Origin of the sequence: Xylanibacter ruminicola (assembly GCF_900142525.1) — a bacterium.
GTDB classification, from domain to species: domain Bacteria; phylum Bacteroidota; class Bacteroidia; order Bacteroidales; family Bacteroidaceae; genus Prevotella; species Prevotella ruminicola_A.
In genome coordinates this window covers 24,742-38,250 of sequence record NZ_FRBD01000028.1, presented here as the reverse complement: position 1 = coordinate 38,250, position 13,509 = coordinate 24,742, and the positions used below count along the sequence as shown (strand labels likewise).

Genomic DNA, 13,509 nt, shown 5'->3' with positions numbered 1-13,509 from the left:
ATAGGGTGCAGGTGTAAAGACGGTGACGTCAAAGCCGAGCACTACTAATTGCCCGAGATCTTTCGCTTCATGCTGATATTATCAGATGTAGTTGTTTCTAATAGAAGTAATTACTTCAGTTCTTGTGTCGACACTGTCAATCCCATACTAGTGATGCTAGTGATGCTAGTGATGCTAGATAAGATTTATCAGGTGGTTATTGCAGTGGGGTCCCACCTCTTCCCATTCCGAACAGAGAAGTTAAGCCCACCTGCGCCGATGGTACTGCAATGCAATGCGGGAGAGTAGGAAGCCGCCGTCTTTTTTAAAAGAGAAGCCTCGAGGATTCATTTCCTCGGGGCTTTTTCGTTTTCCCCTCCTCTTGGGAGGAGGGGCTAGGGGTGGAGGAGATAGATTCTTTATTCCTATTAAAATTAAAATTGGTCGAACATTATTTATTCACCCCACCCCTAGCCCCTCCCCTTATAGGGGCGGGGAATACGTTGGTGAATTCTCTCGAGAGGAGGGGAGTACATTGGCGAATCTTTTGTTAGGGGTTGGGAATACGTGTTTTGGCAAATTCCAATATCTCTTCAACAATTGCATTAGGATACCTCCATACAACCTCATTCCGGAACCTCATTACAGTGACTCCTTGTTCTTCTAGAAATTTGTCTCGTATCTCGTCATGCTTATCTGCCATAGGTGCATCATGTGCGGAACCATCTAATTCGATATCTAAACGTAATAACGGGCAATAAAAGTCAAGAATATACGGACCTATACCATGCTGTCTGCGAAACTTATTTTCATAATTCTATCCTGAACGTGGTTCCTTTGCCGAGTTCTGATGACTTAACGAATATTCTGCCTTTATGGTATTCTTCTACGATACGACGGGCCAACGAAAGTCCCAAGCCCCATCCTCGTTGTTTGGTGGTGAAACCGGGTGTAAATACATGACTGATGTCTTTTTTGCGGATTCCTTTGCCTGTATCGCTTACTTCGATGGCGACTTTATTGTTATCTTCGGTGAGTTTTAAGATGATCTGACCCTTACCCTCCATGGCATCTACAGCATTCTTGCAAAGATTTTCGATGACCCACTCAAAGAGCGAGGCATTCATATTTACGATAACATCGTGATCGGGTAAATGATAGCTGATATCTACTTTGTTTGATACACGGCGACGCATATAGTCTACTACATGTTCAATCACTTCATTCATTGAACTTGGTGTTGGTTCTGGTAGTGAACCAATTTTCGAGAATCGTTCGGCTATGCGTTCCAAACGTTTCACGTCCTTATCCATTTCTGGTATCAAGTCATCATCTGGATGGTTCTCCTTTAATATCTCAACCCACGCCATCAAGCTAGAGATAGGTGTACCAAGCTGGTGGGCTGTCTCCTTAGACAGTCCTACCCATACCTTATTCTGTTCGGCCTTCTTTGATGATAGTAGGGCAAAGATAGCCACAACCACAAATATCATGACAATACCCAATTGCCAATAAGGATACTGAGATAGGCGTTTTAATAGTACGGACTCATCATAGCATACAATCTGACTACCAACCACAATGGTGTCGCCAGATTTCTGCATTCGTTGGGCTATCTGTTTTAGGTGGAGCGTATCTTCAATATTGCGATAATCATCTATTCCACCTTTTTCATTTATTACTATGACAGGAATGGTGGTGTTACCTTGCATGACGTTGAGTACAAGTGAAAGGTCGGTATTCTCATCCGCATGATTCAAGGCATGAAGCGCTTCAGCCCATACCTCCATCTTCTTGCGTTCTTCGGTTGAGAGGTCTTTGACTAAGAGGTGAGATACAAACAATGAGGTAACAGCTATGATTATAGCTGCGATAACCAGGATAATTTTGGTTTGGCGGATTCTATCTGTCCATTGCATATTCTTATAACGCGAGATTGTTGGTTTTATTATAGGTTGGGACAGTTTTTATGTATCATATCTCTTGTATTGCACAAATAGGGGCGGATTTGTGTAATATAAGGGGCTGAAAGTCAACGATTTTGCACTAAAATGATAAAAAAATAAAATAACCGTTCCTTAATTGGAAAAAAGTTTGTAACTTTGCACCCCAAATAGCGCGCGAACCGAGTTCAGAAAAGCTTGCTTTTATGATGAGGTGAAGCTGCTATTCACCGAAAGTAAATGTGGTAAATGAATAGTTTAGAGATGTTGAGGATAGATTTGAAGAGTTTGGTAGATGAGGAAACGACCTTGTCTTTCGATCTCGATGATACCTATTTCGCAGCTCTGGACGGTGCCGAAGTAAAGAAGGGTTCTTTGCATGTGTCGGTGTCTATACGCAAGGCAACCGGCTTTTTCGAACTCAACTTTCATACAGAAGGCACAGTCATTGTACCTTGCGACCGTTGTCTTGACGACATGGAGCAGCCGGTAGAAACCGACAACCGTCTGATTGTCAAGCTCGGTAGCGAATACTCAGAGGAAGATGATATCATCGTTGTGCCTGAGGACGAAGGAATACTCGACGCATCGTGGATCATCTATGAGTTTGTGGCGTTGGTTATACCCATCAGGCATGTGCATGCACCCGGCAAGTGCAACGCTGTCATGACGAAAGCTCTGGAAGAGCTGTCAGCTGACCGAAGCAGCGATGAGGAGTCCAGCCAAGCCGTAGACCCCCGATGGGAGAAATTAAAGAATTTAAAAGTTTAAAATTTAAAAAAGTAATAGAATTATGGCACATCCTAAAAGAAGACAATCAAAGACTCGTACACTCAAGCGTCGTACTCATGACAAGGCAGTAGCTCCCACACTGGCAGTATGCCCTAACTGTGGTGCATATTATGTTTATCACACAGTATGCCCAACTTGCGGATACTATCGTGGTAAGGTAGCTATCAAGATTGAGGAAAGCGTAGCTGAGTAATGGGTAAAATCAATGCGATAATCACTGGTGTAGGCGGCTACGTGCCCGACTATATACTGAACAACGATGAGTTGTCACGTATGGTCGACACCAACGATGAGTGGATTATGACGCGCGTTGGTATCAAGGAGCGTCACATTCTTACGGAGGAAGGTCTCGGCACCAGCTACATGGCACGTAAGGCAGCCAAGCAGCTGATGCAGAAGACCGGCGCCGATCCCGATTCTATCGACGCACTCATCGTTACCACCTCTACAGCCGATTATAAGTTCCCTTCCACAGCATCTATCGTGCTTGGCAAACTTGGACTGAAGAATGCTTTTGCATTCGATTTCTGGGGTGCTTGCTGTGGATTCCTCTACACACTCGACGTGGCAGCCACGATGATCCAGAGCGGACGCTACAAGAAGATTATCGTGATTGGTGCCGATAAGATGTCGTCGGTGGTCGACTATAAGGATCGTCAGACTTGTCCTCTCTTCGGAGATGGTGCAGCTGCGGTTATGCTTGAGGCTACCGAGGAAGAGAATATCGGCGTGATGGATTCTTATTTCCGTACTGACGGTAAGGGACTTCCGTTCCTGCATCTGAAGGCTGGAGGTTCTGTCTGCCCACCGTCGCATTTCACTGTCGATCATCGTCTGCACTACCTCTATCAGGAGGGTCGTACCGTGTTCCGCTATGCGGTTACTAACATGAGTAACGACTGCGCACTGATAGCCGAGCGTAACGGTCTGAACAAGGATAATATCCAGTGGATTGTTCCTCATCAGGCTAACATGCGTATCATCGAGGCTGTGGCAAAGCGCCTTGAGGTACCTATGGATCAGGTGATGGTAAACATTGAACACTTCGGTAACACGAGTGCAGCAACTATACCTCTTGCTATCTGGGAATACGAAAGTAAATTAAAGAAGGGCGATAACATGATCCTCACCGCTTTTGGTGCTGGATTTGTTCATGGAGCTTCTTATTACAAGTGGGCCTATGATGGCAGCGAAAAGTGAATAGTGAAAAGTGAACAGTGAATAATGCATAAAGCAGGATTCGTAAATATTGTTGGAAATCCCAACGTAGGCAAAAGTACGCTCATGAACCAGCTGGTTGGTGAGCGTATTTCAATTGCCACCTTTAAGGCTCAAACCACCCGTCATCGTATCATGGGTATCGTAAATACACCCGAGATGCAGATTGTATTCTCGGATACCCCGGGTGTGCTTAAGCCAAACTATAAACTTCAGGAGTCAATGCTCGCATTCTCTGAGTCGGCACTTCAGGATGCTGATGTGCTGCTCTATGTAACCGATGTGGTAGAGAACCCCGAGAAGAACATGGACTTCCTTGAGAAAGTGCAGAAGCTGGATCTGCCAGTGATACTGCTCATCAACAAGATTGATGAGCTGGCTGGGGAGCCTGGCGGTTCTAGCAAAACTAGCAATGCTAGCCAGGTTAGACTGGCTAGTATCGTAGAGCGCTGGCACGCCCTGCTGCCTAAGGCAGAAATCCTGCCTATCAGTGCCAAGAATAAGTTTGGCGTTGATATTCTGCTGAAGCGTATTCAGGAACTCCTGCCCGAGAGTCCGGCCTACTTTGATAAGGACCAGCTCACGGACAAGCCCGCCCGATTCTTTGTGTCTGAGATTATCCGCGAAAAGATACTGCTCTACTACGATAAGGAGATTCCTTATAGCGTAGAGGTTGCTGTAGAGCGATTCAAGGAAGACGATAAGCACATCCACATCAATGCCATAATCTACGTGGAGCGCGACTCTCAGAAGGGCATCATCATCGGTCATCAGGGGGTAGCCTTGAAGAAGGTGAGCACTGAGGCCCGTAAATCGCTCGAGAAGTTCTTCGACAAGCCCATCTTCCTTGAGATTTTTGTGAAGGTGGATAAAGACTGGCGTAGCTCCGAGCGTGAACTTAATCATTTTGGATATAATCCCGAGTAATCTAGCCCAGCTAGAAATACTAAATATACTAGAAATAGAATAATAATATGGGAAATTTAGTAGCAATCGTAGGGCGACCCAATGTGGGTAAATCAACGCTCTTTAACCGACTGACAAAATCCCGTCAGGCAATTGTCAGTGACGAGGCCGGTACCACCCGCGACCGCCAGTATGGCAAGTGCGAATGGAACGGCAAGGAGTTCTCAGTTGTCGACACCGGCGGCTGGGTAGTCAATAGTGACGATGTATTCGAGGAGGAGATCCGCAAGCAGGTGATTATTGCCACCGAAGAGGCCGATCTCGTGCTCTTCCTCTGCGATATAAATAATGGCGTTACCGGCTGGGACATGGACGTAGCGATGATTCTGCGCCGCGCCAAACTGCCCGTTATCCTGGTGGCTAATAAGGCCGACGACGGCAAGGATCTCTATGACCAGTATGAGTTCTATAAACTTGGTCTCGGCGATCCATATCCTATCTCTGCTGCCACTGGTAGCGGCACCGGCGACCTGCTCGACAAGGTGCTCGAGATGTTGCCCGAGAAGGCCAAGGATGAGCTCGAAGAGGGCATCCCCCGCTTCGCCGTTGTTGGTCGTCCTAATGCTGGTAAGTCAAGTATCATCAACGCCTTTATCGGCGAGGATCGTAACATCGTGACCGATATCGCTGGTACCACCCGCGATAGCATTTACACTCGTTACGATAAGTTCGGCTTCGACTTCTATCTGGTTGACACAGCCGGTATCCGTCGTAAGAATAAGGTAACCGAGGACCTCGAGTTCTATTCGGTCATGCGTTCTATCCGTGCCATCGAGAATAGTGATGTCTGCATCTTGATGCTCGACGCTACTCGTGGCATTGAGGCCCAGGATATGAATATCTTCCAACTCATCCAGAAGAACAACAAGAGTCTGGTAGTTGTAGTTAACAAGTGGGATCTTGTTGAGGATAAGTCGCAGGAGGTTATCAAGACCTTCGAGAATGCCATCCGTAACCGTATGGCTCCGTTTGTCGACTTCCCTATCATCTTCGCTTCGGCCCTCACCAAGCAGCGCATCTTCAAGGTGCTCGAGACGGCTAAACAGGTATATCTTAACCGCAAGGCTAAGATTGGTACCTCTAAGCTCAACGAGGTCATGCTGCCATTGATCGAGGCTTTCCCACCACCATCAATCAAGGGTAAGTACATCAAGATTAAATATGTGGCTCAGGTGCCCGACACGCAGATTCCTACCTTCGTGTTCTACGCTAACTTGCCTCAGTACGTTAAGGAGCCTTACAAGCGCTTCCTGGAGAACAAGATTCGTGAGAACTGGGAGCTGACAGGTAGTCCGATTAATGTGTTTATTCGTCAGAAGTAATGAAGAAACTAGTATATCTAGTACTACTAGTTCTGCTAGTTTCGTTTGCCGCGTGCAGTGGTCCTACCAGAGAAGAGTTGGCCTCATTGGCAGCTAAGGGCTATTATCAGCACCTGATAGAGGGAGATTACGATCACTTTGTGGAAGGACGCCTGATGGCAGATAGTCTGCCTGCCGATTACCGCTCGCAGCTGATAGATGGCTATAGCCAGTTTATCGCTCAGCAGCAAAAGGCCCGTGGCGGTATCAACGAGGTTCGTATCTCGCGAGCTTTTACTGATAGCACACAGCAATACACCAGCGTGATGCTGATATTATGTTACGGCGATTCTACTACCGAAGAGGTCGTTGTGCCGATGGTGGAGCGAAATGGCCGTTGGATGATGAAATAGCCCTCCGCTATTTCCCCTCCTGAGGGTCTTGGACGAGCCAGGGGGTAGGGGGGCTGAACAAAGGAATTATTAATTGAAGATAAATATGAAAAAGTTTGTATTACTAATAGCAGCCGCCTGTATGCTGGGTACAGCTCAGGCGCAGGATAGTCTCCAAACAGAATCATGGTTCAAGAAGCATAAGGTTTTTCAGAATCTTGATGTGTCTGTTACTGCAGGAACCACCGGAATCGGTATCGACGTGGCTAGTAAGATTGGTGACTATGTACAGCTGCGTGCTGGATATGAGTATATGCCCCGTTTCACCAAGAGCATCTATTTCCCTGTAGAGGTGGGCGGAGAACCCGCTGTGAAGTATGATGCACAGGGCAATCGCGTTGAAACCAAGTTCGATCGCATGTCCAAGCTACTCACCAGCCTTACAGGCTATACCGTAGACGACGAGGTAGAGATGGTGGGCAAGCCTACTGTCAACAACTTTAAGTTCCTGGTTGATGTATTCCCCTTCACTAATAAGCACTGGCATGTTACTGCCGGTTTCTATTGGGGCCCCTCTCAGTTTGCTTATGCCGAGAACTCAACTCGTGCTATGACTTCTTTGCTGGCTGTAAGCATGTATAACCATATTTATGATAAGTGTTACAATGATGAGCCTATCGTTGAGTTGGATGGTTATCCTGATGTTTATCTTCCGACAGCTTATCGTCAGCGCATATTGGAATATGGCCGTATGGGTTTCCATGTGGGTGACTTCAAGGAAACTGGCGAGCGCTACGTGATGGAGCCAGATGTAGATGGTATGGTGAAGGTTTCTGCCAAGTCAAACCCGTTTAAGCCATATCTGGGCTTTGGTTATGGCGGGCGACTGCTGAAGAATCGTGATGACTGGCAGGTATCATTCGATGCTGGTGCTATGTTCTGGGGCGGCACGCCCGACCTCTATACCCACGATGGCACTAACCTGACCAAGGATATAACGAATACTACTGGTAAAGTAGGCGATTGGATTGATTTCTTAGGTGGCATCAAGGTTTATCCAGTGCTCAGCGTTCGCTTTACAAAAACTATATTTTAGTTGAATTTGCAAAGCACCTAGAAAACAATTGCTAGCTAACTGGTTCGCATTTGAAAAGTACCTAGAAAAAAAAAGCTATGCTTTCGCATCTCGAAAGCATAGCTTTTATACAATAAAAGCATAGGTTTTGAAGTGTAAAACCTATGCTTTTGTGATATACTGATTTCTTTATGGAATAACTACCTTTTTTCCATCTTTAATGTAGATTCCAGGGCTCAGAGCCTTGTTTTCGTCTACTGGCACACCAGCAAGGGTGAATGTACCCTTTACTGCGCTTTTCTGTGTACTCGTCTCGATACTTCTGATGCTGGTGTATGCGTCACGGTCTACTCGCTTAAAGACGCCACTCAGCCAGCTTGGTACGTTCAGCCAACAGGTATTCATAGGGATGTACTTACCACCAGCCAGGTCACTTTCCTTAGCAGTAGTTAATACCAGATTTTTGGTTGCATCTACACCAAGCACACGCATTTTACTACTATTATATTCTATGAAGGCATAATGATTTTTGTCTTCATAGCTGGCGAAATAGGTGCCGCTCATGACATTGTCTACTGGTGCTGTTGTCTCAGTGAATACAGGTGTCACCTTGTTCTGTGCGGGATCGTTACTATTGCTTTTAAACACCAATGGTGTAGCAGCAGGCTTTACATCGTCTGTTATTAGCTTTAAACGGAACTGTCCCTCACATACACCGTCAACATAGTAAACTTCCACATTATCACTAGCCAGTTTGAAGGGGTATGATGCATACAGGGTGCCATACCAGCCATCAGTAGCCTCTACTGTCGGTTGTAGGCCGATGTAATTGTCTTCGGTGTTGACAGGTAGTAGTTTCCAATACCCATGTTTTACGGTGCCACTACCTTTTTTGGTTACGGCATTGCCAACCTCTCCTTTATTGGCGCTGTCATATAAACGTCCACTACCATACGAAGTTGTCATTTCGAATCGGTAGGTTCCATCTCCATTATCTACAATGTCCAGGTATTTTTTTCCACCGCTTAATTCGTAAATACTGAGTCCTTGGGCAATCAGGTTGTATTTGCTACCCACTTTCTGTATATAGAAAATGCTGCCTGGATTGCTCTTTACCTTATCAAATCCTAGCCAAGATTTTAAGTTGCTCACATCGACTTTTGATGATGACATGTCTATCTCACTGTTGATAACATTATCATTCAACACGAGGTATCGCTCGGTAGCAACGTTTTGTATACGATAATAACCGTCAACGGGCAACTCTGCCGTGGCAACGATCGGAAACAGGCTGGCGAGGAGTAATAGAATCTTTTTCATCTTGTTATCCGTATTGTTTTTCAGAAAAAGCCCAGCCCCAAGACGGGACTGGGCTTTGATTTATTGTTTGGGTAATCTGTTGATTACTCAGCGATTACGATAGATACACGGTTGCTGTCGTTGTCAGCGAATGGCTGAACACGAGCACCCTTGCTGTCGTAGCTGATGCGGCTAGCAGAGATACCAGCCTTCTTCAGAGCCTTAACAACTGCGTCGGCACGACCAGCGGCCAGACGATCGTTGATGCGGTCGTTACCGGTACCAGCGTCAGCATAACCAGTTACGTTAACCTTAGCCTCAGGATTAGCGTTCAGGTAGTCTACTACGTCCTTAATCTTCTGCTGCTCGCTCTTGCGGATAACAGTCTTACCGATGGTGAAGAAGATATCACGGCGCAGAGGCTCAGCAGCAGTAGCGTTGGTCTCAGCCTGTGCAGGAACGGGAACCTCAACAATCTTCTCTACAATCTTCTCTACGTAGCGGATCTCTGGCTCTGGAGCAGGGATAAAGCGTGTAGAGTAGGTCTTACCGAGGGCGATTTTCACACCAGCGAGGGCGTTGAAGTACCAATCCCAGTTACCAGCCTTCTTTGAGTTGTATTTATCGCTCAGAGTGTTAGCGCTCAGCTCGATGCCAAGGCTTACCTTCTCGCTTACATTGAAGTCAGCGTTCAGACCGAACTGACCCATCAGGCGAAGCTTTGTGCCATCCCAGAGGTATGCAAGAGGCTCGTAGCCGAGAGGCTGAGCAACACCATTCTGGTCAACAGGACCGAGGTCGTTCTTAATCTGATTATTAACTGTAGCAGCCTCGTCGTTCTTCCAAGCGATGTTCAGACCGATACCAGCGAAAGCGCTGAGGTTGAAGATACGCTTTGGATTATAACCAGCAATGAGGTTAGACAGGTTCAGAGTAGCATCGAGTGTAGGAGCTACATAGTTCCACTTCCAGCCGTACTCTACCTGTGGCCACATAATTCCAGTGTAATTGTATGTGCTACCGCCCTTGCTCTGCCAAGCGTTTACAGCGAGACGAGCGCCCCACAGCTTGCTGAACTGACGGCCAATAGCAGCCTGTACGTTATATGAAAGCAGGTCGCCGAAATCGCGCTCACCCAGAGTGTACTGTCCGCCCAGAGGCTGTATCTGTACATACCAGTGTGGCTCGAAGACGTATTCAGTCGTGCCCTTCTGCTCCTGAGCAGATGCTGAAAGACCAGCCAACAGCATCAGGCAAGACAATATTGTTTTCTTCATTTTCATATTCTGTTTACAAATTATTATTCTACAATGTTAATTACTGAACAGTTACGTTGTAACGCTTAACAATCTCGTTTCCGTAGAAGTCGAGAGCAGCATAAATAATCTCATAGCTACCAGCTTCGCTCAGGTCTGCAGCATAGTTGTCGAAATTAGCCTCACCCTTAGTCATGAGCTTCTCAGCCTTAACGGCACCGTCCTTCTTAACAGCAACATACTTCTTGAATGCAGGAGCAAGCAGTTCGTTGGTAACTGTGGTTGGAACCAGAGTATAAGAACCCTTCTTGATTGTAGCACCAGTAACAAGGCGGCATGTGGCCTCACCATTGTCAATCAGCATAACTGGCTGCAGAATTGTATAGAAACCATCGTTAGCAAACTTGGTGATGAGGTTGTTTGCAAAATTGTTCAGAGTGTTAGTAATGCGATTACTGAGGCTGGTAGCACGATCAGCATACTTGTTTGCATCACCCAGAACCTTAACAAGATCGTTAATCAGAGGAGCAATATTGATACCCTTCTGAATGTCTGCAACAAGACTATCAATGTCTTCATTGAAATCAACACTGAATTCATCCAATTCAAACCAACCATCGGTTTTTTCACCGCCTATTATGCTGCCAATTGGCGTGGGTGCAGCTTCCTTTATGCCTTGAATCTTCAGACCGTTGATGAACTGAAGTGACACACCACTATTAGTCTTAGTCTTTAATTCATAGTAGAACTTATAGCCTCTAGAGAAATCACCTTTAACTTCAATTGAATCAATATTGATATTATTGAGATCCTTATTAATCTTGCCAAGTTCTTTCTTTAAACGCTTTACAATCTTTGCAACGGCTCTGTCCAAAATGTCGATGCTAACTTTTGTGTTTGGATCGATGATACCCTGACCATAGTAGAAGTCGATAGGCTTGAATGCTGTAGCAGCGAGAGAGTAGTCAGAAACAGTACTGAAAGTACGTGTCTTAGTTGGGTCATTAACATCCAGACATGACCACTGAGCCTTCAAACCAAGAGCTGGCAACTCAGGGAGAGTGATGTTTGCAGCCTCTGTCAGTGCAGTAGCTGTCTCAGAAAGAATTGCCTTAGCTTTTGCCTTTGCATTTGACTTGTTAACACCCTTAGACTCTTCAATAATGTTCTTAACGTGCTCAACAGCCTCCTTAGCATCGATAATCTGAGTAGGATCGAGCTGGCCGAGTTTAGTAGGATCTGAAACTGATACAGAAGCCTTCCAAAGATCGGTAGCACCATTAGCGCCACGTGTTGTGCCCCAAGTAAGAACCTTGTCAGATTTCTCAGCTGTTCCCAGTGTCAGGTCTGAATAAGCAGTACCCTGGCTGTTAATCAAAGACAGGTTAACCTTAGCCATCTTGGCTGCATCAATGTTAGAAGGATTTGCAGTGAAGTAAATAGTTGCGTCCTTCTCGAACAGCTTATCACCAGCTACTGCAGTGAATTTTGTTCCAGTATATTCAGCTACGCTTGGGAAGCTTACTGGAAGGCCAGCCTCACCATAAGTAGTACCTAGGAACTGCATATTTACGCCAGGGAACAGCTTGCTATTATCCAAGATGCTAGTAGAAGTAGCATTAACGATAACGCTGGTAATCAAACAGCTGTCAGCAGCGTCAAGTCGCTCAATCTTTTTCTTCAAATCGTTCAGATCTGTCTGATTCTGCTGCTGAAGAGCCAGGAACTCAGCCTGCATGTCTTCATCATTGTCCTTACAAGAAACGAATGATGCCGAAGTAGCTGCAACGAGAGCTACCATCAGAATACCATTGATAATTTTCTTTTTCATTGAACTAAAAATTATAATTAAACAAATAATAAAACAATATATCGTACGTTAATTTATATAAATCGATGGCAAAAGTAGGAAATATATCTGAAACTTCCAAGTAAATTTCAGTTTTTTTTTCAAAATACCGCAAATTTATGCTTAAATACTAATAATGTGGTAGTATTCCTGTTTGTAGGCATTGTCGTAATATTAATTAATAATGTGCGCCTGACAGGACTCGAACCTGCACGTCGTAAACACTAGATCCTAAGTCTAGCGCGTCTACCAATTCCGCCACAGGCGCTTTTCTGTGGTTTCTTTCGTTTTGTGGGTGCAAAGATAATGCTTTTTTTTCAATTTACCTACGGAATGCTAATCTTTTTTTATTTTACCTACGGATTTTACGGATTTATTTTTCTATACTGGATGTTATTGGCTATTTTTAATCCGTATAATCCGTAGGCAATATTATCTTAGGAAATCTCGGGCAAATTCTATGATTGTATCACGACCGCGGAGGAAATCTGTGGCGGTTAGGGTCACTTGGTAGTCGGGGACGATGCCAAATTCGGTTTGGTTATGATTGCGGTCGTAACTGGGACAGGCCGAGAAACGCACGGTCCATCCGTTGGGTAGTGTGGCGGTAAATGGCATGCCGCTGCCACCGCCAGTCTGGTCGCCCACCGTTGTTACTTGCGGTAGGCATTTCATGTATTTTGTAAATTCGTTTGCAGCGCTGAACACCCCTCGGTTGGTGAGCAGTACCACAGGTTTATGCCAACGCATGTTGCTGGATGGCTCTAGATACTGCGGCTCTTCAGACGAAAAATCATTGTGCCCCTTCCCCGTCTTGTGCTGCATATAGCCCACTAGTGTCTTCTCGTTACAGAATCTGGCAGCCAGTTTCTCGGCATAGGTCAGGTTTCCGCCGCCGTTGTTGCGTATGTCGAGTATCATACCTTGGCATAACATCATGTGTTCTATCACCTCGTCGAGGTTACTCTCGCCCACACTGGTTGAGAAACTTCCGCAGTATACGTAGCCCACGTTATCGTCAAGTATTTTATAGCGCAGTCCGCCGGCTATGCGGTAGTCGGTGCCAAGGTACCGGCGCTGTAGGGTATCGCTGAAGTTTGCGGGATAGTCTTCGTACCATCGCCAGTAGCGGCCATTGTCGAAAGATGTATATAGGTTGACGTGGCCGTCGCGCAGATTGCTGAGCATATCTGTCAGCACTTCAAATAGTTGTTCGCTGTTTAGATCCCCTTTCGCGCGTACCTTATATATTTTATATATCTCGTTCCAGTCGATATCCTTGTAGTCAAAGAAACAGTAGTGCTCGTCTATGATGTGCCACAAGGCCTCGAAGTTGCCTTCTGGGGTATTGGGGCGTTCTTCTTCGTCTACGCAGGAGGTGGCTAGTGTAGCTAGCATAACTAGCATGATTAGACTGGTGCATATTTTTAGAAATTTTC

12 protein-coding genes, 1 tRNA gene, 1 rRNA gene and 1 pseudogene are annotated in these 13,509 nt (G+C 45.7%); 8 read left to right on the top strand and 7 right to left on the bottom strand.

Going from position 1 to position 13,509, the window contains the following annotated elements; genetic code table 11:
- The first annotated feature begins 188 nt into the window (after positions 1-188).
- Positions 189-301 (top strand): 5S ribosomal RNA (rrf, locus tag BUB86_RS15370).
- Between the two features lie 228 nt (positions 302-529).
- Here rrf and BUB86_RS15365 read toward each other — a convergent pair.
- Together BUB86_RS15365 and BUB86_RS15360 are read right to left on the bottom strand one after the other, a co-directional pair.
- Positions 530-775: pseudogene (locus BUB86_RS15365) on the bottom strand (endonuclease domain-containing protein); the annotation flags it as partial.
- A gap of 13 nt (positions 776-788) precedes the next feature.
- Complete coding sequence (locus BUB86_RS15360) at positions 789-1,898, bottom strand: sensor histidine kinase (RefSeq protein ID WP_073211153.1); 1,110 nt, start codon at positions 1,896-1,898, stop codon at positions 789-791.
- Between the two features lie 273 nt (positions 1,899-2,171).
- On the opposite strand from BUB86_RS15360, the gene BUB86_RS15355 reads away from it, so the two are divergent.
- The 7 genes from BUB86_RS15355 to BUB86_RS15325 all read left to right on the top strand — a co-directional run bounded on the left by BUB86_RS15355 (position 2,172) and on the right by BUB86_RS15325 (position 7,687).
- Positions 2,172-2,693 carry a YceD family protein gene (locus BUB86_RS15355; protein ID WP_073211151.1) on the top strand — a complete coding sequence of 174 codons (522 nt, stop codon included), beginning with the start codon at positions 2,172-2,174 and terminating at the stop codon, positions 2,691-2,693.
- A 22-nt stretch (positions 2,694-2,715) separates the two neighbouring features.
- Positions 2,716-2,907 (top strand): 50S ribosomal protein L32, encoded by a 192-nt coding sequence (rpmF, locus tag BUB86_RS15350; RefSeq protein WP_013063689.1) that lies wholly within the window; start codon positions 2,716-2,718, stop codon positions 2,905-2,907.
- The gene (locus BUB86_RS15345) at positions 2,907-3,914 is read left to right on the top strand and encodes a beta-ketoacyl-ACP synthase III (RefSeq protein ID WP_073211146.1); all 1,008 of its coding nucleotides are present in this window, start codon (positions 2,907-2,909) and stop codon (positions 3,912-3,914) included. The genes rpmF and BUB86_RS15345 overlap by 1 nt, the downstream gene beginning before the upstream one ends.
- Before the next feature lie 24 nt (positions 3,915-3,938).
- Positions 3,939-4,859, top strand: coding sequence for a GTPase Era (gene era, locus BUB86_RS15340; protein ID WP_073211143.1), 921 nt, complete (start codon positions 3,939-3,941; stop codon positions 4,857-4,859).
- Between the two features lie 47 nt (positions 4,860-4,906).
- A complete protein-coding gene (gene der / locus BUB86_RS15335) occupies positions 4,907-6,220 on the top strand; it encodes a ribosome biogenesis GTPase Der (protein WP_073211140.1) in 1,314 nt (437 codons plus the stop codon).
- On the top strand, positions 6,220-6,612 hold the full coding sequence (locus BUB86_RS15330) for a hypothetical protein (protein ID WP_073211137.1): 393 nt from the start codon (positions 6,220-6,222) through the stop codon (positions 6,610-6,612). Before der ends, BUB86_RS15330 begins: the two co-directional genes overlap by 1 nt.
- A gap of 85 nt (positions 6,613-6,697) precedes the next feature.
- A complete protein-coding gene (locus tag BUB86_RS15325) occupies positions 6,698-7,687 on the top strand; it encodes a hypothetical protein (RefSeq protein ID WP_139261664.1) in 990 nt (329 codons plus the stop codon).
- 168 nt (positions 7,688-7,855) lie between these two features.
- Here BUB86_RS15325 and BUB86_RS15320 read toward each other — a convergent pair whose 3' ends face one another.
- From BUB86_RS15320 to BUB86_RS15300, 5 genes are all read right to left on the bottom strand, one after another.
- Complete coding sequence (locus BUB86_RS15320) at positions 7,856-8,986, bottom strand: hypothetical protein (protein WP_073211131.1); 1,131 nt, start codon at positions 8,984-8,986, stop codon at positions 7,856-7,858.
- Positions 8,987-9,069: 83 nt separating this feature from the next.
- Positions 9,070-10,242, bottom strand: a complete 1,173-nt coding sequence (locus BUB86_RS15315) for an OmpA family protein (RefSeq protein ID WP_317041769.1) — start codon at positions 10,240-10,242, stop codon at positions 9,070-9,072.
- 40 nt (positions 10,243-10,282) lie between these two features.
- On the bottom strand, positions 10,283-12,052 hold the full coding sequence (locus BUB86_RS15310) for a hypothetical protein (protein ID WP_073211125.1): 1,770 nt from the start codon (positions 12,050-12,052) through the stop codon (positions 10,283-10,285).
- A 205-nt stretch (positions 12,053-12,257) separates the two neighbouring features.
- A tRNA-Leu gene (locus BUB86_RS15305) sits at positions 12,258-12,338 on the bottom strand.
- Between the two features lie 164 nt (positions 12,339-12,502).
- Complete coding sequence (locus tag BUB86_RS15300) at positions 12,503-13,468, bottom strand: S41 family peptidase (RefSeq protein ID WP_410543949.1); 966 nt, start codon at positions 13,466-13,468, stop codon at positions 12,503-12,505.
- Between the last annotated feature and the right edge of the window lie 41 nt (positions 13,469-13,509).